Source organism: Candidatus Mycoplasma haematobovis, assembly GCF_001645765.1.
Taxonomy (GTDB): Bacteria; Bacillota_I; Bacilli_A; order Mycoplasmatales; family Mycoplasmoidaceae; genus Eperythrozoon_B; species Eperythrozoon_B haematobovis.
Genome location: NZ_LWUJ01000010.1, coordinates 107,115 through 127,874, shown reverse-complemented (window position 1 = coordinate 127,874; position 20,760 = coordinate 107,115). Strand labels below are relative to the sequence as shown.

36 protein-coding genes are annotated in these 20,760 nt (G+C 31.4%); 7 read left to right on the top strand and 29 right to left on the bottom strand.

The annotated features are described in order from the left end of the window. The first annotated feature begins 64 nt into the window (after positions 1-64). The gene (locus A6V39_RS01275; RefSeq protein WP_187149867.1) at positions 65-883 is read left to right on the top strand and encodes a hypothetical protein; all 819 of its coding nucleotides are present in this window, start codon (positions 65-67) and stop codon (positions 881-883) included. 3 nt (positions 884-886) lie between these two features. Beyond that, positions 887-1,819: a hypothetical protein gene (locus tag A6V39_RS01270; RefSeq protein ID WP_187149866.1), complete on the top strand. Its 933-nt coding sequence runs from the start codon at positions 887-889 to the stop codon at positions 1,817-1,819. Position 1,820: 1 nt separating this feature from the next. On the opposite strand, the gene A6V39_RS01265 is transcribed toward A6V39_RS01270, so the two are convergent. Both A6V39_RS01265 and A6V39_RS01260 read right to left on the bottom strand, forming a co-directional pair. Further along, positions 1,821-2,366, bottom strand: a complete 546-nt coding sequence (locus A6V39_RS01265) for a hypothetical protein (RefSeq protein WP_187149865.1) — start codon at positions 2,364-2,366, stop codon at positions 1,821-1,823. A 292-nt stretch (positions 2,367-2,658) separates the two neighbouring features. Beyond that, on the bottom strand, positions 2,659-2,799 hold the full coding sequence (locus A6V39_RS01260; protein WP_187149864.1) for a hypothetical protein: 141 nt from the start codon (positions 2,797-2,799) through the stop codon (positions 2,659-2,661). A 17-nt stretch (positions 2,800-2,816) separates the two neighbouring features. Here A6V39_RS01260 and A6V39_RS01255 point away from each other — a divergent pair, with 17 nt between their 5' ends. Then, positions 2,817-3,380, top strand: a complete 564-nt coding sequence (locus A6V39_RS01255; protein WP_187149863.1) for a hypothetical protein — start codon at positions 2,817-2,819, stop codon at positions 3,378-3,380. 31 nt (positions 3,381-3,411) lie between these two features. Here the strand turns inward: A6V39_RS01255 and A6V39_RS01250 are convergent, their stop codons facing one another. Then, entirely contained in the window at positions 3,412-3,903 is a 492-nt protein-coding gene (locus A6V39_RS01250) for a hypothetical protein (protein WP_187149862.1), read from the bottom strand. Between the two features lie 407 nt (positions 3,904-4,310). Here A6V39_RS01250 and A6V39_RS01245 point away from each other — a divergent pair, with 407 nt between their 5' ends. Continuing rightward, positions 4,311-4,895, top strand: coding sequence for a hypothetical protein (locus A6V39_RS01245; RefSeq protein WP_187149861.1), 585 nt, complete (start codon positions 4,311-4,313; stop codon positions 4,893-4,895). Positions 4,896-4,897: 2 nt separating this feature from the next. On the opposite strand, the gene A6V39_RS01240 is transcribed toward A6V39_RS01245, so the two are convergent. Next, positions 4,898-5,371 carry a hypothetical protein gene (locus A6V39_RS01240; RefSeq protein ID WP_187149860.1) on the bottom strand — a complete coding sequence of 158 codons (474 nt, stop codon included), beginning with the start codon at positions 5,369-5,371 and terminating at the stop codon, positions 4,898-4,900. 63 nt (positions 5,372-5,434) lie between these two features. Here A6V39_RS01240 and A6V39_RS01235 point away from each other — a divergent pair, with 63 nt between their 5' ends. Next, on the top strand, positions 5,435-6,364 hold the full coding sequence (locus A6V39_RS01235; RefSeq protein WP_187149859.1) for a hypothetical protein: 930 nt from the start codon (positions 5,435-5,437) through the stop codon (positions 6,362-6,364). Here the strand turns inward: A6V39_RS01235 and A6V39_RS01230 are convergent. From A6V39_RS01230 to A6V39_RS01195, 8 genes are all read right to left on the bottom strand, one after another. Then, positions 6,357-6,719 carry a hypothetical protein gene (locus A6V39_RS01230; RefSeq protein WP_187149858.1) on the bottom strand — a complete coding sequence of 121 codons (363 nt, stop codon included), beginning with the start codon at positions 6,717-6,719 and terminating at the stop codon, positions 6,357-6,359. The genes A6V39_RS01235 and A6V39_RS01230 overlap by 8 nt on opposite strands. A gap of 232 nt (positions 6,720-6,951) precedes the next feature. Beyond that, entirely contained in the window at positions 6,952-7,227 is a 276-nt protein-coding gene (locus tag A6V39_RS01225) for a hypothetical protein (protein WP_187149857.1), read from the bottom strand. Between the two features lie 117 nt (positions 7,228-7,344). Further along, entirely contained in the window at positions 7,345-7,725 is a 381-nt protein-coding gene (locus A6V39_RS01220) for a hypothetical protein (RefSeq protein WP_187149856.1), read from the bottom strand. Between the two features lie 369 nt (positions 7,726-8,094). Continuing rightward, positions 8,095-8,427 (bottom strand): hypothetical protein, encoded by a 333-nt coding sequence (locus tag A6V39_RS01215; protein WP_187149855.1) that lies wholly within the window; start codon positions 8,425-8,427, stop codon positions 8,095-8,097. A gap of 32 nt (positions 8,428-8,459) precedes the next feature. Further along, entirely contained in the window at positions 8,460-8,855 is a 396-nt protein-coding gene (locus A6V39_RS01210) for a hypothetical protein (protein ID WP_187149854.1), read from the bottom strand. Between the two features lie 10 nt (positions 8,856-8,865). Beyond that, complete coding sequence (locus A6V39_RS01205; RefSeq protein ID WP_187149853.1) at positions 8,866-9,519, bottom strand: hypothetical protein; 654 nt, start codon at positions 9,517-9,519, stop codon at positions 8,866-8,868. Positions 9,520-9,745: 226 nt separating this feature from the next. Then, entirely contained in the window at positions 9,746-10,357 is a 612-nt protein-coding gene (locus tag A6V39_RS01200) for a hypothetical protein (protein ID WP_187149852.1), read from the bottom strand. After that, the gene (locus A6V39_RS01195) at positions 10,357-10,851 is read right to left on the bottom strand and encodes a hypothetical protein (RefSeq protein ID WP_187149851.1); all 495 of its coding nucleotides are present in this window, start codon (positions 10,849-10,851) and stop codon (positions 10,357-10,359) included. The genes A6V39_RS01200 and A6V39_RS01195 overlap by 1 nt, the downstream gene beginning before the upstream one ends. A 54-nt stretch (positions 10,852-10,905) precedes the next feature. Between A6V39_RS01195 and A6V39_RS01190 the strand changes: the two genes are divergently transcribed. Beyond that, a complete protein-coding gene (locus tag A6V39_RS01190; RefSeq protein ID WP_187149850.1) occupies positions 10,906-11,577 on the top strand; it encodes a hypothetical protein in 672 nt (223 codons plus the stop codon). 220 nt (positions 11,578-11,797) lie between these two features. Beyond that, positions 11,798-12,103, top strand: a complete 306-nt coding sequence (locus tag A6V39_RS01185; RefSeq protein ID WP_187149849.1) for a hypothetical protein — start codon at positions 11,798-11,800, stop codon at positions 12,101-12,103. 8 nt (positions 12,104-12,111) lie between these two features. Here the strand turns inward: A6V39_RS01185 and A6V39_RS01180 are convergent, their stop codons facing one another. The 17 genes from A6V39_RS01180 to A6V39_RS01100 all read right to left on the bottom strand — a co-directional run bounded on the left by A6V39_RS01180 (position 12,112) and on the right by A6V39_RS01100 (position 20,750). Then, positions 12,112-12,783: a hypothetical protein gene (locus A6V39_RS01180; RefSeq protein WP_187149848.1), complete on the bottom strand. Its 672-nt coding sequence runs from the start codon at positions 12,781-12,783 to the stop codon at positions 12,112-12,114. 80 nt (positions 12,784-12,863) lie between these two features. Then, positions 12,864-13,127 carry a hypothetical protein gene (locus A6V39_RS01175; RefSeq protein ID WP_187149847.1) on the bottom strand — a complete coding sequence of 88 codons (264 nt, stop codon included), beginning with the start codon at positions 13,125-13,127 and terminating at the stop codon, positions 12,864-12,866. An 11-nt stretch (positions 13,128-13,138) separates the two neighbouring features. Beyond that, positions 13,139-13,333, bottom strand: coding sequence for a hypothetical protein (locus A6V39_RS01170; RefSeq protein ID WP_187149846.1), 195 nt, complete (start codon positions 13,331-13,333; stop codon positions 13,139-13,141). Next, the gene (locus A6V39_RS01165; RefSeq protein WP_187149845.1) at positions 13,326-13,646 is read right to left on the bottom strand and encodes a hypothetical protein; all 321 of its coding nucleotides are present in this window, start codon (positions 13,644-13,646) and stop codon (positions 13,326-13,328) included. The genes A6V39_RS01170 and A6V39_RS01165 overlap by 8 nt, the downstream gene beginning before the upstream one ends. After that, on the bottom strand, positions 13,634-13,837 hold the full coding sequence (locus A6V39_RS01160) for a hypothetical protein (RefSeq protein ID WP_187149844.1): 204 nt from the start codon (positions 13,835-13,837) through the stop codon (positions 13,634-13,636). Before A6V39_RS01160 ends, A6V39_RS01165 begins: the two co-directional genes overlap by 13 nt. Positions 13,838-14,027: 190 nt before the next feature. Beyond that, on the bottom strand, positions 14,028-14,279 hold the full coding sequence (locus tag A6V39_RS01155) for a hypothetical protein (RefSeq protein WP_187149843.1): 252 nt from the start codon (positions 14,277-14,279) through the stop codon (positions 14,028-14,030). Positions 14,280-14,290: 11 nt separating this feature from the next. After that, positions 14,291-14,470: a hypothetical protein gene (locus A6V39_RS01150; RefSeq protein ID WP_187149842.1), complete on the bottom strand. Its 180-nt coding sequence runs from the start codon at positions 14,468-14,470 to the stop codon at positions 14,291-14,293. A gap of 62 nt (positions 14,471-14,532) precedes the next feature. Then, positions 14,533-15,396: a hypothetical protein gene (locus A6V39_RS01145; protein ID WP_187149841.1), complete on the bottom strand. Its 864-nt coding sequence runs from the start codon at positions 15,394-15,396 to the stop codon at positions 14,533-14,535. Between the two features lie 3 nt (positions 15,397-15,399). After that, a complete protein-coding gene (locus A6V39_RS01140; protein ID WP_187149840.1) occupies positions 15,400-15,975 on the bottom strand; it encodes a hypothetical protein in 576 nt (191 codons plus the stop codon). Between the two features lie 51 nt (positions 15,976-16,026). Continuing rightward, a complete protein-coding gene (locus tag A6V39_RS01135; protein WP_187149839.1) occupies positions 16,027-16,680 on the bottom strand; it encodes a hypothetical protein in 654 nt (217 codons plus the stop codon). 2 nt (positions 16,681-16,682) lie between these two features. Then, entirely contained in the window at positions 16,683-17,339 is a 657-nt protein-coding gene (locus A6V39_RS01130; protein ID WP_187149838.1) for a hypothetical protein, read from the bottom strand. A gap of 12 nt (positions 17,340-17,351) precedes the next feature. Next, complete coding sequence (locus tag A6V39_RS01125; RefSeq protein ID WP_187149837.1) at positions 17,352-18,014, bottom strand: hypothetical protein; 663 nt, start codon at positions 18,012-18,014, stop codon at positions 17,352-17,354. Further along, complete coding sequence (locus A6V39_RS01120) at positions 18,014-18,403, bottom strand: hypothetical protein (protein ID WP_187149836.1); 390 nt, start codon at positions 18,401-18,403, stop codon at positions 18,014-18,016. Before A6V39_RS01120 ends, A6V39_RS01125 begins: the two co-directional genes overlap by 1 nt. Further along, positions 18,393-19,031, bottom strand: a complete 639-nt coding sequence (locus tag A6V39_RS01115) for a hypothetical protein (protein ID WP_187149835.1) — start codon at positions 19,029-19,031, stop codon at positions 18,393-18,395. Before A6V39_RS01115 ends, A6V39_RS01120 begins: the two co-directional genes overlap by 11 nt. Next, positions 19,019-19,666 (bottom strand): hypothetical protein, encoded by a 648-nt coding sequence (locus tag A6V39_RS01110; protein ID WP_187149834.1) that lies wholly within the window; start codon positions 19,664-19,666, stop codon positions 19,019-19,021. Before A6V39_RS01110 ends, A6V39_RS01115 begins: the two co-directional genes overlap by 13 nt. 30 nt (positions 19,667-19,696) lie before the next feature. Next, entirely contained in the window at positions 19,697-20,332 is a 636-nt protein-coding gene (locus A6V39_RS01105; protein WP_187149833.1) for a hypothetical protein, read from the bottom strand. Position 20,333: 1 nt separating this feature from the next. Then, positions 20,334-20,750 (bottom strand): hypothetical protein, encoded by a 417-nt coding sequence (locus A6V39_RS01100; protein WP_187149832.1) that lies wholly within the window; start codon positions 20,748-20,750, stop codon positions 20,334-20,336. Between the last annotated feature and the right edge of the window lie 10 nt (positions 20,751-20,760).

The window sequence follows — 20,760 nt, the reverse complement described above, 5'->3', positions numbered from 1 at the left end:
TAATAATGAAAATAAATAACTCTGATGTATTGAACTTAAATTTGTTAGCATATGTTTATGGTAAGTGTTATTACTGCGCTCTTGAGTTAGTTCGCTACATTTTAAGTTTGCTATCTTATTCAGTATTTCAACTTTAACAGCATTAGGATCAGCATTATCTATTAAGTCTAATAAAGAGGAAGTAAAGAAAGTTTATGTAGGAGTTAATACTCCTGAAATTGGAGAAGTATTTGAAGGAACTAAAAAAATAGGAGAAAATTTAAGTACTTGGACAAAGAGTATTGCTAATAACTCAAAAGAAGTAATAAATAATTGGGAAGGAGGGAGTGTGCCAGATGGAGCAAAGATATTATTTAATAAATTAAACACTTGAGCAGAGTCTGTATATGAATCACTTAAAGAAGCAACTATTCTTTTACAGAAAGAATGAGATAGTTTAGAGAAGATAAAATCTTCAATAAAGAATAGTGATTTACTTTTAAGGTTATTTGGAAGTAATTCAATATTTGCCAAATTATTTGAAGTTACTTCCAATGGGAATTTATTAGAGTTCCTAAAAAGCTTAAGAGTATTATTCTCTAATAGTTTTGATTTATGGTCTTCATTAAATGCAAATGAGATGGGCCACATATTTGATAGTTATGCCTCTGATCCAGAAGGAACTTCAAGAGTACTTAAAGAAATAGGTAATAAAAATGGAGCCACTAAACAGGAGTTATTAAACAAACTTAAAATAGCTAACTTAAAGAACAAAGTTAATGGTTTGATGGTAAGAGCACAAGAAATATTAAAGAATAAGGATAAAGAGGCAGCAAAGAAAGCTATTCAAGAGTTAACTGAATTAAAGAAAGAGATTGATGAATTAATAAAGAAAAAGAGTTAGTTAATGCAGTTGTCTTTAAGTGGTAGCTTCTTGACACCTACATTTAATTTAAAGCCTGTATTATTTGTTGTTTTATCTACTATTTCTTCAGCTAGTCTTTATTCTTCTTTATCTTCAGATTCTTCTGAGGGTAAACAAAAAATAAAGGAAATTCTTAGTAAAGTAAGCGGTCCATTAAATATTGCAACAGAGTATATAGGTGGAGGAGTTAGTAAATTATTTACATCGCTGAGCAATTGAGCAAAAATAGTAGTAAATCAGAAAGATAAAGTTAGCGAATGGGTTTCTGGTAATCCTACTGTTCAAAAAGTTGCTTCTGGCGCAAAAATAATATTTAGTAATCTTAAACAATGATCGGAAACAGCAGTTAAGTTTGCTAAAGATATATTACCTTCATTTCTTAAAGAATGAAAACAAATTAAAGAAATTCTTTCAAAATATGTTCCAATTGTTTGAAATTCTTTATCTGTAATAAGTGATTTTTTTAAAGCTAATACAGGAGGAGACACTCCTTTAATAGCTAAGTTATTTGAGGCTGTTGGGCACGAAAAGTTTGGAGACTTTACATCAGCTATAGGAGATATTGCAAAGAATAATGGAAAAGTGCTTTCTGATTTATCTGGACAAGAAGCAGGAGATATATTAAGTGCCTTTAAATCTGAACCAGATAAAACAGTAGAGGTTATGAAAGAGTTCGGAAAAGAGGGAGTAATTAAAGGAAAAGATGATTTGATGTCATCATTGAAAACTTATTCATTAATTGGAAAAATAAAAGAAGTTAAAAAAAGGGCCACTGAATTAATAGGCAAAGGTGCAGGCATGTCTCCCGAGGAGAAAAAAGAAGCAAAAGAAGTCTTTGATAATCTTCAAAAACTTCAAAGAGAGCTTCAATCTACTATTGCAAGCGCCAAGAAACAATTAGGTTTAAGTAAGTAAATTAGATTCAGTTTTTTGTTGCACAAGTTTTCTTGGTTTTTGTAAATAATTCATAATTTTGATAGGTGTAAGGAATTCTGAATCAATCTTTACATTGACTTAGTAGTTGTTCTGGATTATTAAATAATTCTTTTTGTTTTTCAATAGGTATTTCATCTATAGTTCTTATGTCATCTTCCTCTAGAATAGTGTTCTGTATATTCATAGTACAGTATTTCTTAGTTAAATCAAAGTAATAGTAGTTTTCTTTAGAGAAGGGTTGATTTAGTCTTACTCTACATCATTGTTTCAAAAGAAAACCACCATGTTTATCGCTATCCTCTAATTCTGGAATTAATTGCCTTAGTTCGTCTTTGTAAATTAAGTAATTTCTTTTCCATTTAGTAAAGCCTTCTTTCTTAGCATTGAATAGCGGAGTATAGCCTTGTGCTTCCAAATATGTCCCCATATTTGGGTTAGCTAATAATGCATTAAAGGTCGAATAACTAAGATTTGTAAGTACTATCAGAGTAGATGATACTAGTACAGATTTGGTAACGGAACTCACTGGGAATCCCCAGACTAATTTAAGTAAATATTAATACTAAATAGGGGCGTTTATTAATCTTATTAAAGCTTTGGGCGAATAAATTATATATTTTCTTTTCTAAAAGGCATGCAATTCTCTACCCCCCCCTCCTAGAGAGCTGATTTAGTACTGCATCTCTTAAACCCACTTTATTCTTAGGAGTAGCAGTAACTTCTTCAATAGCTTTAGTCACTTCAACTTCTAGAGGACCTGAAAAAGTAGTTGGAATTTTAAGTAGTAATATAGATAAAGCAACCGGTCCACTGAAACCTTATGCAAATAAAGTCTTAGACGGAACTAAGGGATTATTTGGAACTTTAGGTGATTGATCTAAATTAATAGCTAATCAAAAAGATAATGTATCTAATTGAATAAAGCTAGCTAAGCTGGATGGTGTAGCTTGCAGGAGCAAAAGAAATATTTAGTATATTGATTAATTGAGGTAATACTGCTTATGAATTCTTAAAGAGATATGTTTCTTCTTTATGAAGTAAAGATTTCTGAGAAAAGTTAAGACCTTTGATTAATGAATATGGGTCAAAGGCTACAGAGTTTCTTTCTCTTTTGAGCAATATTTTCAAAGGTGGTTTTGAAAATAATGAGTCTATGTTAGCTCAGTTATTTAAGGCTTTAGGGCAAGGGAATTTTGGCGATTTTTTATCTGCAGTGGGTCAATTGGCTTCAAAACAAGTCGAGGCTTTTAAAGGTATGACAGGTCAGGAATTTGGAGATTTAATGCATGCCTACAATCAAAACCCAGAAGATACAACAAAAAAGTTGCAAGAGTTTGCAAAAAAACCAGAAGGAACAGTTAAGAAAGATGATGTTATAGGGGCCCTTAAACCGTCAGCTTTAATAGGAAAAATAAAGGCTGCAATTGCGCGTGCCGAATACTTTACAGCTAAACAAAAATTAACTAAGTCAGACAAAACTGAAGAAAAAAAGCTTATGAAGAATTACAAAAATTATCAGAGATGATTAAAGAAACACTAAGGACTCAATCGTCTGGGTCTTTAAAATAAGATTATCTTCTACTTGCTACTTGTTCCACTTCTGCTCTAGGAGTAATATTTGGATCAGCTATATAGAATTTATTGTGTTTTGCGCTTCATTGAAAACTGAATGTATTTAGTTTTATTTTGCAGTAATCTTTAAAGTCATTAACTGCTTTAACAATTGCTTCTTCTCAAGTAGTTGAAGTATTTTGTTTACTATTGTCTTTTGTTGTTTTGAATGCTTCTTTATCTTTTCCTCCTTTCTTGCCTGCAAATCCTTCGGCATTGTAAATTTGTTTTCTGTTCCAATCTTCTATGAAGACAAAGCTACATCCATTTTGTTTTCCTCATACATCAATATCCTCTAATTTATTAACAGCTGTTATTCGTCCTTCTCGCTTACTTAAACTAACTCTATGTGGCGACTCTCTTTCGTCTTCGTTAGTAAATGATGTAGATGCTAAAACTGCACATCCACACATCCCAGAAATTCCAATGTACTTAATTAATAATTTGAACATAGTATATTCCTCATTTTTATAGTAAATAGGTTATTGTAGTTTTCAACAAAAAGAATTTCTTATGATTCCTTTAAGAATCACACCCCCCCCCCTTAGGAAATTGATTCACTACTTCCTCGTTTAAGCCAGCTTTATTTTTAGGTGTAGCAACTACTTCTTCTTTAGCTCTTTACACTTCAACGCCTTCAAAAGAATCAATTAATAAAGTTAAAGAAACATTTGATACAGTATCTAAACCATTTGCACCAGTTATTCAAGAATTTACTAAAGGAGCTAGTGGATTATTTGAAAAATTAGGCGATTGAGCTAAAGTAGTTACTAATAAAAAAGATAATGCTATTAAGTTAATTAAAGAGATTACAAAAATTGATACTGTCCCAGAAGGAACGAAACAAATATTTAGTTTATTGAAGCAATGAATAACAAAGACTTATCCTTTCTTAGCTAGGAATATCCCAAATTTAATTAAGGAGTTTTCTTGGACAAAGACTAAAGAGTTGATTAGTCAGTATGGTTCTTTATCTAAAGATATCTTGTCTTTCATGAGCAATATTTTCAAAGGAGGATTTGATGGTAATGAGTCTATGTTAGCTCAGTTATTTAAGGCTTTAGAAAAGCCTAATTTTGGAGAGTTTCTTTCAGCTACTGGAGAATTAGCTTCCAAGAAGGGAGATGTATTTAGAGAAATGGATGGAAAGGATTTTGGTGATTTTGTTAATGCTTACAATGCCGATCCAACAGGAACTACAAAAATTATTAAAGAGTTTTCAAATAAGCCTGAAACCGAAAAAGCAAATAAGGATACATTAATGAATGCTCTCAAACCTTCTGCTTTAAGAGAAAGAGTACAAATAGCTATTGAAAATGCTAAGAAATTTACTCTAAAATCTCAATTAGATGAAAGAGAAAAAGAAGAAGCCAAAAAGGCCCATGAAACTTTGAATAAATTATTAGATGAAATTAAACGGATTTTAGGAAATTATTCAAAATAAAATTAAGCATTTGGTTTACTGTTTTTTATTTTTGCAGGAGTATCATCAGGATTTGCGATAAAGAATTCTTTATCTTTACTATTGTATTGAAAGCTAAAGGTTCTTAGTTTATTGCCACAGTAACGTTGAAATTTTTTCACATCTCGAACAATTGCTTGTTCTCAAGTAATTTCATTTTCTTGTTCACTTGGCTCTATTTTTTTCTCTTTTCCCCCCTTAGCTGTTGCAAATCCTTCGGCATTGTAAATTAATTTGCTTTTTCAATTATCAATAAATACAAAATTACAACCATTTTGTTTACCCCAAACGTCTATGTCCTCTAGTTTCGTAATTTCTTCTACTTTTTTAGTTGCTGAATTTAAACTAACTCTATGTGGCGACTCTCTTTCGTCTTCGTTAGTAAATGATGTAGATGCTAAAACTGCACATCCACACATCCCAGAAATTCCAATGCATTTAATTAAGACTCTGAACATGTATTATTCTTAGCTCTTTATACTCTTAATCTTTATTTTTTTAGAAAATAAAAGAGTAGATTCATGATTTCAATAAGAATTCCAACCCCCCCCCTATCCAATTATCTTTTTTCTAGTACTTTAAAGCCAGCATTTCTTTTGGGAGTAGCAGGAGTATCTTCAGTTGGTTTAGCTTCAAATGTAAGTGGGAAAAATACTGAATTAAATAAGAAATTACAAGAAATAGTTAGTAAAGCTAATGTAATAATTAAACCTGTTACTAGTAAGCTTGGCAAAGGAATAACAGAGTTATTTGGTACTTTATCTGATTGGTCAAAAACAGCAATAAATAAGACAGAAGGATGAAGTAAAAAAGCTAAGGAATATTTGAAATTAGATCAGTTACAAAATGGTTCTAGGACTATGTTTACTACTTTAAATGGATGGGGCTCAACTGCATTAGAGGCTTTTCGAGAATATTATTCAAAAATTCAGGAATTTGATTGAAAGAAAATTAAAGAATGAATAGCTAAACATGGCGAGCAAGCAATTAATTTGCTTTCAATATTGAAAAATATTTTTGATGCCAAGGGAGGAGATGCTTTATTAATTACCAAATTATTTGAAGCTATGGGACAAGAGGATTTTGGTAAATTTGCCTCTTCAATTGGTAATTTAATACAGAAACAACCAAAAGTTTTGGATGAATTAGGTAGTGATGATGTAGGAAATATATTGGATGCTTTCAGCGCTAAACCTAAAGAAACTGTTGAAATAATTGACAAAATGGCTGAGAATAGTACAAATAAAGGGCTTGGAACAAAGGATCTAGTAGGAGCATTGAAATTAAATAGTTTAGAGAAAAGGGCAAAACTTTATTTAGAGAAAGCAAAATCTATGCAAAGTAAAACAAAAGAAACAGTAAATCAAGAAGAATTAAAAAATACTTTAAAGGGATTGCAAGAAGTGTTACAAGAAATCCAACGAATTACAGAAAGAGCAAAATCTAAGTAGTTGAGCACCACTTTTTTGCATTACTTAGAGTTTTTTCTTCTTTATTAAAGGAAATTTTTTCATTTCAGAAAGATTTACATCATTTTTCTAGTAAGTTGCCACCATTTTTTTCCATATCAGAATAACTTAGATTAGGATTTTCTTTTTTTAGAGCTTGTTCAAGATTATTAAATCATGGACGTTTTTTCATTGAGATAAATTTGATATTTCAGTTTCCTTCAAAAGGCACTCTTCTTGAATTAAGCATTTCTTCCTTTATTGTAGGTATCTTTAAAGAATGAACTAATGATAAACCAGTTATTGACAGCGCACCAGCCAACACTCCAAGTGATGTCTTGGATAATCAAATAAACATCTACAGCAAAGGACTAAGCCTAAAGCCCTGATTTAGAAAAACACTATTCGAAAAGGAACAATAAAGAACACACAATAAAGCCTCCTGCATTATATCAGATTTCTTATTTTTTAAATTCTAAGTAATTGAGTTAATAGCATTATTAGTATTGCAATAAGTAAATTTTCCATATTTATTAATGTATTTCTTTTTTTGCTTTTACTTGTTTAAAGATGTATTATTTTGAAATCTATTAATCCATTTCAATATAAATGAATCTATTCTTTTCGCATTTATCTTTGTGAGTTGTTACTTGTTGTATTTGGTTATTTTCTTTATCTTTATTTTCTGTTGAATAACTTCTTGCATCCTTTATTTTTCCCTGAGAAAAGGCATTAGTTTTTTCGTTCTTTTTGTAGAAAAGAAACTTACATCCCTTTGAATGCTCTAGATCTTCAATATTGTCAATACTACTAATATTTGTTACATTTGGAGTTCAATTACCATTGTGGTAGCTTAAACTAGCCACTTTGGACATGCTAGCTTTGGAAGATACCATTGAAAAGCCAAAAGCCAAAAGCCACAATAGATACTGTACCTCCAATAACAATCATGTTTTTGGAGGTTCTACTACCCTTAAGGGTCATTAAATTTCGCTGTAAATAAATCTATCTTTAGTACAATTCTGTTTATTGTCTTGCACTTTCTTAATTATTTCTTCTTGATTATTATTTTCTCCTGAAGAAAAACTTCTAGCCCCTTTAACTTCCCCATTTTTGAAGGCATCTTTATCTCCTTTTTTGTAGAATAGAAATTTGCAACCATTGGCAAATTCAAAATCCTCAATTTGATCAAAATTGCTAATAGTTGTTATATTTTTTCCTACTTTATCTGTTGAGTAAGATAGATTGTGTATTTTAGACATGCTAGCTTTGGAAGATACCATTGAAAAGCCAAAAGCCACAGTTGAGACTGTTCCTCCTATTACTACCATATTCTTTACAGTTCTGCTACCCTTTAAAGTCATTATGGAAACTCCTATATAGACAAATCTATTCTTTTCACATTTTTCTTTATTTGTGTTTAATTTGCTAACTATTTCACTCTCTTGTGTTTTTGTTGATTCTGAAAACTCTTTATCCCCTTTTATTTCTGCTGGGTCAAATTTACCTCCTTTCTTTTTGTAGAATGGGAATTTGCACTTTTTTGAAATTCAAAATTCTCAATATTATCTTATATTGCTGATGGCCTTTATTTCTTTAGGTTTACTGCTGTTTAATGAATAGTCTAATTGCACTAAAATTATCTTTTGATTTAGTCAAAGCACAGCCAAAAGCAGTTGTTGTCACTCAGATCAACAACATATTTCTAACAATTTGGGCGTCCTTTAAAGTTATTACGGTATTTCAATGTAGACAAAGCTATTTTTTGCGCATTTACTTTTATTTTCCTCTGCTTTACTTATTATTGCACTATCGTTTGTTCCTTTTGAAAATCCTCTAGCATCCTTTATTTCTTTTTGATCAAATCTACCAGTTCCTTTTGGATAGAAGAAAAATTTACACCCTTTGTTTGCTTCAAAATCCTCAATATTATCAATGCTACCTATAGTCTTTATATTTTTGCCCACTTCGTATGCTTGATAATCTAAATGTGGTAAATTAGACCTTGATTTAGCCAAAGAACAAGCAAAAGATATAGTGGAGGTAGTTCCCCCAATTAATAACATATTTCTTACAATTCTTGCCCCTTTTAAGGTCACTATTCTAGTTCAATGTAAATAAATCCATCTTTGTTACAATTGTCTTTATTTCTCCTAACCTCTTCAATTATTTTTTGTTTTTTTGATTCATCACTAACACCATTTAAATAATTTCTGGCATCCTTTACTAATCCACCACTGAATGCTGTTTGTTTTTCGCTTTTGTTATAGAATACGAATTTACACCCCTTTTGCAATTCAAGATCTTCAATGTTATCAACACTATCAATATTTGTTACATTTGGAGTTCATTTGCTGGTCGGATATCCTAGACTAATTGATTTATTCATGCTAGCTTTGGAAGATACCATTGAAAAGCCAAAAGCCACAGTTGAGACTGTTCCTCCTATTACTACCATGTTTTTTAAAGTTTTGTCAATCTTTATGGAAGCCAATTAAATTGAGTTATTTAGTACATCAAGATAAGTAAGCTTTGTAACGTGCATCTTCTTCATGTTTGAAATGTTTGTTTTTTGAGAATCTACATCAAGCTCTTAGTATTGCTTCGGTAGCCGCGCTAACTCTAATATCTTCTGTTCCTTCTGCACTACTATTATTTATTTGTTTTATTAATATTGTATTTCCTTCTGTATTGTAATTTTGTGCTTTTCTCGTTCATAATGCTTGATTAAGAGTTTGTGCAACACCCGTTCCAGAAGGTGTAGCAGGTTCTGTGTCATCTAGTATATTTTCTAGTCCTATTTTTTCAACAATAGTTTTTGGTTCAGTACATCACGCCGATACTCTTTGGTAAATTTCATCTTTTGTATTAGTAAACTTACCTTTATTATTTGCTAAACACCATTCCTTTAGTTGTTCAGGTTGTAAATCAGTTTTTTGAACTGGCTTATCTTCAATAGTTATTAACAACCCATCCCCTTCTTTTGAGTATTTAGTCTTTAAAGTATTTCATTTATCAGAACCACTTGTTAATAATTCTCTTCCTTGTTTCCTTAAGTAACTTTCATAATTATCTTCAAAGTTAGCAAAAACAACTCCTGTTGCTACTGTTCCAGCAACTAACGTTCCGATTAATACTTTAACTGCAATAGACTTCACTAAAGACTATGTGTTTTTGCAATATGTGGAAGCATTAACAAAAGAATTATTATTATCTCCCTTTCAAGTATTTTTTCTTGCTTTTCAGGCAGTTTGATCTGTATTTCCTGTAAGTTTAAGAACAGATATGCTTAATTCACTTACAAAAGTCTTTTTGTCATGCGTAAGTAATCAGCAATACCTCCACCTAAAGTAGCTATTTCTGCTTTAGCTAAGTAATGCATAACTATTGAGTTTCGCAATATTCTTGAGCATCTTTGAAATTTTGGTCGTTTGTGCCTTTAAATACAACTTTATCAAGCGATACACACCATTCTTTAAGTGCGTTTGTATTAGCCCCTGTGCCCGAAGTAGTTAACTTAATTTTGATGTTTTTCATGTTGTCAGATAAGTCTTTTTCTTGTGCATCTTTAAGTTTCTTATCGTGTGTGTTGGCATCCCAAGAACCAGTGTCTATTGCTTTAGTTAGTTTGTCTTTAACATTGTAAGCGCAATATTTTCGAAGGTTTGTTAACAATTGTTGATCGTCAGAATAATTATTATTAAGGTTTTTGTTGCATCAATTTTTAATTTTTTGTACTTTATCATTTCCTGTTTCACCCTTTATTGTTCTGAGTTCTTGTGTTAGTGTATTTGAGTTGTCGTTTGATAATAGTGTTACTCTTGCGGTTCATTTAGCATCATCAGCTTGTTCATTAGTTAATAATGTTCCCGATAATTTATCTCTAAATGTTTCTTTACTAGTGTTTGTTAAATAATATCCTAATGCTATTGAACCACCAATACCTCCAGTAGACAGTAGGCCAGCAGTAATTATTCCTCCTTTTGATAGGGCCATTATTTATCAGTTATTAAAGTAGTACAATCTTTTATGAATTGTAGATAAATTTGATCCTCTTCATGTTTGAAATGTTTATCTTTATTTGTTTCACAATGTGGTTTTTTTAGGGGGTCTTTAATTAAGGATCTATTTTTATTATGTTCTATTCATCCACTAATGGTATAGGGATGTGTGCATCAGGCACTTATTTTGAAGAATAGATCTTTATTTTTATGACTAAAGTATTCTTTAGATTTATTTAGGCATCAATCTCTTAAATTACTTCAATTTTCTGATTCAAGATCAGATATCCTTAATGTACTTTTTTCTTTTTGATATTGCTTGAATACATTACCTCATTCATGACTACCTTTTGTTAGTATGGGTAAGCCCATACTATTTAAGTGTTCTGCAATAGTTACTTTACTTCTGTAATGTACTGCTACACCTAAACCTAATAATCCTGAAAAAACTAAACTACCAACAGAACATTTATTTAGTCATTCTGACATGTAAGTAATATCTCAATTTTAAAAAGCAACTATATTTATTTAGGTAATAATACTTTGTATTTAAAGCTCACTCCCCCATTTTCAGAATTATTAAGTTTTAATTGTCGTCAATTATTAGTTTCTTGTTTAGCTGGAACAGTAATTGTAGGATCTGGCTCTGTCTTAGTATTTAATAGTAGTATTTCTACAAAATTAAATGAAGCAATTAGGCCAGCTTTTGCACAATTAGCATTAACTCCTTTTGGAAAAGGAATTAATGCATTAGGAAATACTATTAGTGAATGAGGCGCTAGTGTTGTAGGCAAGAAAGATGATTTTCAACAGTGATTTCAATCATTCTTTAATATTGATGGAATTAAGTCAGGGACATTAGAGCTTTATGAGAAATTAGTTGCTTGGGCAAAGATAGTTTATGAATGATTTGCGAATAAGTTTCTTAAATTTATTGGGAATATTCCTGAGATGGTAAAGAATTGAAAGGAATTAAGGTTATCTTTATTTAAGTGAGGCACTTTCTTAGGAGGGGGAGGAGGATCTGCTTTGTGAGCTATGTTTGGAAATAGTGCTAATTGAAGTAAATTAGGTGATTTAATGGGACATCCTAAATTTGAAGAAATGATAAATGACTTTAATACTTTAGTTCAAGAGAATCCCAGACGCTTTTGAAGATTTAGGTGCAGAAGGAATTGAAGAGATTTTAGAACAGTATTTAGATGATCCTGATAAGGCACATGAAGCAGCTCAAGAGTTAATTAAAGATCAAGAAGAGAAAAAGAAGAAAGCTGAAACAGAAGAGCAAAAATCTGATAAGGCAGAAAAAACAGAGGAAGAAAAGGAGAAGGAAAAGCAATTAACAGCAGAAGAGATAAAGCAAAAATTTAAGCCATCAAAAACTGGTCAGCCACCTACTCCAGCTGCTGTACTTAGCGATACAGTTAATGCTGTTTTGAAAGGATTACTTGCCTCTAATTTTTCTTTTGAAACCTTAAAAAATTCTGCAAAAAAAGCAATTGCAAAATATATTCAAGATCTTGAGGCAGACGTAAATGAAGAAAGAAAAAGACCATCTAAGAAGCCCTCTGCAAAAGCAGAGTTTTTAGGAATAATTGCAGCAGAAAAAGCTTATCAACGATCTAAAGAGGCAAAAATTGAAACATTAACTGAAAAATTCATTGAAGCGCTTACAATGCCATGTACCGATAATAATTGTGATGCTGATGGATTAGTTGATGCTTTATCTAATAAGAAATAAATTAATTATTAAGTTCTGCAATATTCTTTGACTTCTAGAAAACTTTTTGCATTATCGTCTGTTCACATTTCTTTGTAAGCGCTAGTACATCACAAGTGCATTGCTTTTCTATCTTCGTGATTATTTTCTGTCGCGGTCGCTTGTTTTGCAGTTTTCAATCCTTCTGATAAATTAGCCTCTTCTACACCCTGTTTGGCTTTTAGTTTTGCATGTGCAGTACCTCAATCTTCATGTGTAGCTTCTTTGTTAGCATCTATTTTTTTATCTCAAGTTTTGTCACCTACTTTTCAAGTACAAAAACTCTTGAAGTTCCGAAAATCAGGAGCGTCTTCCCTTTCAAAACTGTTATTACTGTTTCTTGAACATCAAACTTGTAAGTCTTTTCAAGTTTTCTCGGTCTTTAAAGCTATTAAATCTTCAGGTAAATCGGAACTAACATTCTTTAATTCTTCAAGTCTTGAGGTTCACTGTATTTGATCTGAACCTCCGTCTAAATTAAGAACAGATGCACCTAATGATATTGAGAAGGAATTGCTAGGAGTAACGGATTTTTTCTCTAATTTACTGTTATCTGTTGAGCTTGTTTCTTCTTTTGTTAAATGATGAATACCAAATCCTGAACCAACCGCCACACCGCCAACACTAATAGTAGTTGCTGCAATTTTGATAGTCTTGGTCATTAATTATTTTTTGCAAGAACAATTTCTCTTTTATGTGAATTTTGAATTCACATTGATCTTCCTATTGAATAAGAAGATTTTTATTCATCTATTCCTTTTGAACAATATGTACTTGTTGCTATGTAACTTGAATTTTGTTCATTAATTGCTGTTTGTGCTCCATGTTTTTCACATTCAGTCTTGAATTCCTCGGGAGCCGTAGTCTTTACTCTAGTTGTTTTTCAATCTGAAAAGTTCCAAGGCACACTTGGAGCAGTATCACTATTGTTAGCTTGTTGAAATTTTTGTCAATTGGTATTTCATTTATCATTATCTTTCGGTTCGCTTTTGCTTAATAATTTCAAATTATTATTTGTTAGTAATTGAGTAATTGAGTAATTGATTGAGGTTGTTTAGTATTTTGTTGTTTTGAAGATTCATCGCCATTGCTTTGGGTACTGGGTTTTGTTTTTGAAGAATCAGACAATGAATAAACAACTGCAATGGTGCCCCCTGTTACAGTTGCTATCCCTCCACCTAAGCTAGCTATTTTTACAAATGTGCTAGTCATTATTTGCTTTAGTACAGAATTTTTCTATTTTACCTAACATTACTGAACCTGAACTAGTTGTTAGTATATTTATTTTTTCATTAGGTACCTCATCATTATTCTTTATTGCCTCTCAATTTCTGATATTCCAAATCCTTATTGGATTTTTGTTATTGTGCTTTTCTTTAAATCTTTTTCATGGAAAATTTCAAACTGTACCGTCCTTTTTTTGATTCATAAGGGTTGATATTTTTCTTGGTACATTTTCTCCAGTACATCAGTTTTCTGAGCTTGTTAAATTTTTATGGTTGGAACTGCTATTTAAGAGAGTCAAACATTTTTTCTTAAGGGTTTAGTATCTGTTGCAGAGCTTAAAGTCAATTCTTTCTTTCCCTGACGGTTTGCCACTAAGTATTGCTTTGCTAACTCTTGTAAATGTTCATAATTTTTTTCAGAAGTAGCAGTTAAATCTAAAGGGACGTTATGTTTCTTAATTAATTCTTCTTTAATGCTATTAACTGTCAAAAACTGTGTGAATAGATAATGCTAGTTGTTACTACCACTACTTTTTTAGCAACGGAAAATGCCATTAATTAAGAGTAGTTAATACGGAAATTTTTATTTTAAAAAATAAAGTATGTTTTTTGAGATGGCATATATTTTGTTTTTAAATTATTAAGGGTTGTTAACTTTGATCTAACAACAAACAAGTATCTTAACCTCTTAATGTTTTAGTACAGTATTTCTCTGTTGTTGAAAAATTGCTATCTTCATTATTGTTTATTTTTTTAGCACCATTATCTTGGCATAATTTTTTGAATTCTGGGGGAGTTGTTGGTGATGTTTTTTTATTGTCTCAATCTTCCATAACTCACCCTAAGGGAGGATTTACGCTTTTAAAATCGGTCTTAAATGTATTCCATTTTGGTGTTCATTTTTGTTCTTCTGTGTCTCCAATTAACTCCAATTGCTTATCCTTTAAAAAATCAATAATTGATCTTGGTTCATCTGGTTTCGGGGAACAGCTTCGGAAGGAATAGTAGAAGGTCTTGTTTCCTCTACTTCTTTGTTATTAATTAAATAAGCGGCAGTAACACCTCCACCAATGGTGGTAACTCCTGCTAAACCAATACCAGCCTTTACTAAAGTACTAGACATTAAATGTAAATACTCTTTTATCTTCTAAGTAAATTTGATAATGTATGTGAATTTAAGAATATTTATTTTTTTTCTCCTTCAAGAAATTTGTCTAACTTTGCTTTGTCTAAACCTGTATCTGTACATCAAGTAACAGCAAGCTTTAAAGCATCGTCATAATCTTTTGTATTTTTGTAGGAGTTACGTAGTAATTTATTATGACAATGTTTTGATAATGCATTGATATTGTGGTTATTAATATTTTGTTCTTGCTCTATTATTTGTCCTTCTTGGCTTGTTACACTTACAGAATTTTTCAAATCTAAATGAAAAATGTTATTACTCCCCAAATATTTATTAAGCATTTGCTTTCATTTATCATTGTCATTTGGACTAATTAATCCATATGGTTCAACGTACAAAGGATACTCACTTCTGGTCCCTGTACATTTTCTAAATTGTGTTCCATTTCCGGGATTCTCTACATTATTTGCGCAATAACTATCTTTTCCGTACATAAAAACTAAATTATTTTTTCTGCCATTTATTTTTTTTGTATTGTCGTTAACTATCGACATTAGCCCTCCAAAATTTGGAAATCTTGTGTCCTCAAATTCAATTTCTTTAAATTGTGTACAATATTTAAGTACTTTAGGCAATACTTCTTTGATATGTTTTTCATTTAACTCAAGAGCTAAATTTACTTTGCATCAATCAACAACTGATTTTCATGAATTAGCGCTTGGAATTGTTTGCTTAAAGCCCTCACTATCTTTGAATCTATCATAAACTGTTCTGAAATCTTTTTCATTGTCAAAAGAAACTTGACCAATTCTTCTTAGTGCATCCTCTATTGTTTTATCTCGGCCAAATCACCAACCTAGTGTACCACCCCCAAAAACAGTAGGAATTACACCACTAAAGTAAAGAAGTCTTCTTACACTCATTGCCTAACTACAAAACTCACCTACTTTCTTGATTTCTCAATCGTCTTTTTCTTTATTTCAACAATAGAGCGTTTTTCTTTGTAAACCACGTTTTCATTCAGAATAATCAACACCTACCATGAATACTTCATTATTTGATTCAATTCCCTTTTCCTTTATTAATTCAGTTATTTCATTTCAAGAAGTGTTTTCACCCACTGTAACATTTGCTTTTGTTTGTTTAGGAATAGTACATCAAGTAAGTGCTTTAGGTAGTAGTTCTTTTATGTTTATTTCGTTTAATGGCAACTCCGTTACCTCTTTGCAGTACTCCTTTACTATTTTGGCAGCATCATTTTCAAAAGTAGGACTTGCATGATCTAAATTGTTACTCGCACTAATAACTCAGTTCATAAAATTACGATCATCCTTAAATAACCTTCAAGTATTTACGAAATGTTCTTGGGTGGAACTTAAGGTATCTATCTTAGTTATTGCTTCTCCTATTGTTTTTGGTTGTGCCAAATATCAGCAAGTAGCCCCAGCCCCAGACGAAGAAACAATATAGCCGATAGCCGCTAAAAATTTTCTAAAGATCATCAAAGAGACGTGATTTTTAATAAATTGTCTATTAGTAATTTAAAGAAATTATTATTTAGATACTGTACATCATTCATTAAATTGTGAGTAATTTTCATGGAAATTCGCATCGTGTGTTTTCTTTCCAGTTAATGTATTGCAGTCAGTTTTGAGTTTTTTTCTATTTTCTTTTGTATTATTGTTTTCAGTACGAGCAGTTAAAGTAGTGCTAGGTATTTTATTTTTTGCTCCATCTCTCAAATAATCTTCTACTTTCTTATTTCATTCCGGCTGATTTTCGTCAGTATTTATGTCTAAACTTAGAACTTTTCTGTGCTTTCCTATTAACTCTTTAATAGTTATTGGCTTAACACATCACTGCTCAGCAGATAGTAAAGTAGCATCTGTATAGCCTTTGGAATCAATAACTTCTTTACAAGCTTTTCTTAAATCTTTAGCGCTTTGATCTGTTGTAGATTGATCACCCTCCGCTAATGTAACCTTTAAATCTCCCAATCTATTTTTTGTGCTACTATGGTAGGCTTTAGCAATTGTTTTCCAAGTAGCCAAGTCACCATCTTTTTCAAAACTAAGAAAAGTATGTCCTTTGCCAGTTAATACATCGATTACACTAGATCTTAAGAAAAAATGGTTAACTAAAAGTCCACCGCCCCCTAATGTTCCTAATCCTGCACCAATAACGGATATTGCAACACCTGTTTTCATTATTAATTATCAGTAGAACATCAAAGAATAGCTTGGTCTAATTTGTCTTCAAATTCTTTTTCGTAATGTTTTTTGTTCTCTAAGTTTCTGCACCGCTCCCTCAATTTATTTCTGGTTGCTTCGTCTTTTTTCAAAACATTTTGAGTTAATAGATCAAGTCCGCTAAATTTCTTGCTTGCATTGGCGGTTGAAGTATTGTAAGATTCTAGTTTAGTGTCTCATAAATCAGATTCATGATCTCCTTGCGCATCAGTCTTAAGCATTCTGTAACCTTTATCTTTCAATACACTTGTTAAAGGTTTTGGTTTAGTACATCATTTCTTTGCTTTATTGTAAGTAGTATTGTTAGTATCTTTAGATAGATCTAATTTAGTAGCTTCATTACATAATCTTTGTAATTCTTTTTCAGTATCAGTTGTAGGAGTAGTACCATCAAAATCGCCAAACTTTAATTCTGTTTTAGTTTTGATAACTTCTTTGTAAGAAGCTAATATTTGTGTTCAGTCGCTGGAACTATTATTTAATAGTTGATAGTTTTCTTTAGCTAATTTACTAGCAATATCATTTGTTGTTGTAAATTGTTGTATTGCTACATATCCTAAGCCACTAGCCCCACCTAAAACTCCAAGAGCTATTCCGGCTTTTGCAACTGAATTCATAAATGTTATTTGTTAGCTATCATTTTTTGTAGCACATCAATCTCTAACTTGAATATAGTGCTGTTCAAAGTTCTCGCTGGAATGAGTTTTGATGCTATCAACATTTAATGATTTACATTTTGCTTCTAGAAGTCCTACATCTTCATTATTATTCTTAAACTGTACATCAATGTTTCTTTGAGTTTGTTCAATAGCTTTAATCTTGCTAACTTTTTCTTCTCATTTAGGTTTATTTGTGATTTCACTACTTTCACCTAGTTTTGTGTATTTGTTTCTAGTTAGCATTTCTTGAATGTTTTCTATCTTTACACACCATCTTTTTGCTAATTTGTAGTTTGTTTCATTTGAAGGATCAATCTCTAGTGCCAATCTACATTTTTCTTTCAGTCCGTTTTTTGTCTCTTTTGTAAGTGTGCTATCGGCAAATATTTCTTCTTGTGTTTGTATTTTGTTGTACTCCTCTAATACTGTATCCCAAAGTCTATCTTCACTATTAGAACTAAGAACTAAATAACCGATTTCTTGTAATTTCTTTTCAACATTATTGATAATTACTGTTTTCTCAGAAGATTCTTCTGAACTACTTAGGTGATAATAAGTTCCTAATCCTGCCCCTCCTAGAACCCCTGTTCCTATAGCACCGTAAATTAATTTACTTGTATTGGGTAAAGCCATTAATTATCTTTAACGCATCAATTTAGAAAATCTTTATACTTTTGATCTTCTGTGCCTGTTACTTTATCCTTTAATTTACTTTCGCAACTTTCAGCAAATGCTTCCGGCACTTCTGTATTCTTGTTTTTATTGGTTTCTCAATCTGACACATTTCAAGAATTATTTTTAGTTATTGTTCCTGATGGTGTGTTAGCAGTAATGTAAGCTTTTCACTTTTCAAGTCACAAATTTTTATTTGCAGAACTTTTTGTTAAGTTAGATTTGTTTCCTTTATTCTTTTCAAATAATGCTTCAATGGTATATCCGCTAGTTAAGTAGAAATAACTGCCCGTTGCCGCACCTGCTAATACACCGGTACTAGCAACACCAATAGCTATCTTATTTACCATCTTTCTTTTTTGAAGAACATCATTGACTAGCTAATTTAATATTTTCTTCAAATTTACCATCTGTTGTTTTGATTGTTCCTGTTTGCAATAAATTACAACCTTCTTTAAGAGCCGTAATATTTTCGGATTTTTGTATTTTGTTTATGTTATCTTTAATTGCTTTGAATTTATTAGTGTCTTTTTGAAGTTCTTTTAGGTTAGCTTCTCAAGCAGGCACTTCTTCTGATTTTGCTTCAGTAGTACTTAATACTGTGTATCCTCTTTTTTGTAAAATAGCATTTATTGTTTCCTCTTTAACACATCAACGTTTCGCTAGTTTGTAGTTATTAGTGTCATCAGATTTATTATTTAAAATTTTTGAACATTTTGATTGTAAATAATCTTCATTTACGTTATTACCTGCATCTGCTTTACCAGTGAAAGTATTTGTTTGTTCTTGTTTGTATTTATTTAATACAGCTGTTCAATCTATAAGAGCAGATGAAGAAGTTAATACAGTAAATTTCTCTTCTTCCAGTCTTCCTTTAATATTTTGTGAATTATTTAAAGCATAGTAACTGCCTATACTAATACCTCCAACAGCACCTAAAGCAGCAACTGCCGTAATAGCTTTTCCTATACCTTGCATCACTCTTTAACTGCGGCATAAGTTTTGGAATAATTATTGTCTGTAGTTTTGATATCTGAAGCCACTTTGCAACCTTCTCTTAATTTAGTGAAATGTTGTTCTTCATCTGTTGCACTTGCAGAAGTCGCGCCAGGAATTTGATTATTTGATGTTTTGTATGAATTAAATTTGGCTTTTCATTCCACTTCTTTTCCAGTAGTTGCTAGTAATTCAATACCTTCTTTATTTAATACTTCACTTAGTTTCTTAGGCCTTGAACAATAATTAGTAATATCTATATATTTTTGATCTGTCCTAGCCTTTACTTTTTCAGTTGCTTTTTGTTGGCAAACATTCTTAAATGTTTGTGAAGCTTTTTCAGCACTTAATCCTTCTTCGGCTGGAATATTTCACTTGTCTTTTTTACTAGGAGTATTATTGCTGTTATCAGCATATCTTTTTCATGCCGCATCTCATTCTGCTTCATATTCTCCACTATTAGCAGGCAGTAAAGCGTATTTGTTTTCTTGTTCTAATAATTCACTTATTTGAGTATTTGAGTTGAATAAACCTTTTGAGTGAGCAACTATACCAGCAACACCCGCTACTCCGGTAGCTAATCCAATTCCTATAGCTACAGTTTTCAATGAAGCCACGTTATTTAAATAAGAACGTTTGTATTCGTTTTATTGACTGTTATTCTTTTCGTAACACCACTCTTTTGCATAAACATAATTCTTTTCAAAGTCTTTGTTTGTATGTGTTTTGACAGCGTCAATATTTAAAGCTGTACATGCTACCTCTAATGCAGCAATATCTTGATCATCATTATTCTTTAATTCAACTGCAATAGTATGTGCTCCTTTTGTTTCTGTTCTTAGTCTTCTTACTTTATCTAATCATTTAGGCTTATTATTACCGGTGCTACTTGTTACTAATTTAGTGTATCCATTTCTTGTTAGCATATCTTTCATTAATTCTTCCTTTACACATCATCTTTTTGCTAATGTATAGTTTGTTTCTTCAGTAGGATTAAGAGATAATACTTCTTTACATTTACTTATTAAATTGGGTTTTGTTTCTTGGGTAGCAGTACTTCCTGTAAATATATCTGTAGATTCTCTTATTTTATTGTAAGCGACTAAGACTTTCCTTCATTCAGAATCATCACCATTAACATCTAGAACTTTGTAGCCAGCTCCCGTTAATCGCTCGCTAATATTTGAATATCCTTTATTTAGGTAACTAGAAATAGCTATATCACTTCCTCCAGCCACTCCCAAAGCGCCAACAACGCAACCAACTTTTCAAACTGGTTGCATATTAACCTTTATTTACTAAGCATCAATCAACGAAATTTTTGTATGTTGGATCTTGATTATCTTTAACTTTTGTTGTTTTCTTGCTTTGACAAGCTGCAACTAAACCATCAGGAGCCTCACTTACAGTGGTGCCAGCTCTTGGCTCTGTTACTGGTCAACCAGTTATGCTTCAAGCATCTTGATCTTTTGGTTTATTCTTATTTAATGCGTTATTTTTGTAATTAGTTCAAGCTTGTACTCCTTTTGATTTATTAGTACTACTTAATATTTCCTTGCCTTTGTGTTCTTGCTCTATTAATTTACTAATTGTTATAGGTGTTGGTTGTTTAAATAAAAAATAGCATCCTACTCCCGTACTCCCAGCAATTCCAGTGCAAGCGGCACCAATAGCTACTTTACCTATTGTATTTAAAGCCATAATCTTTACT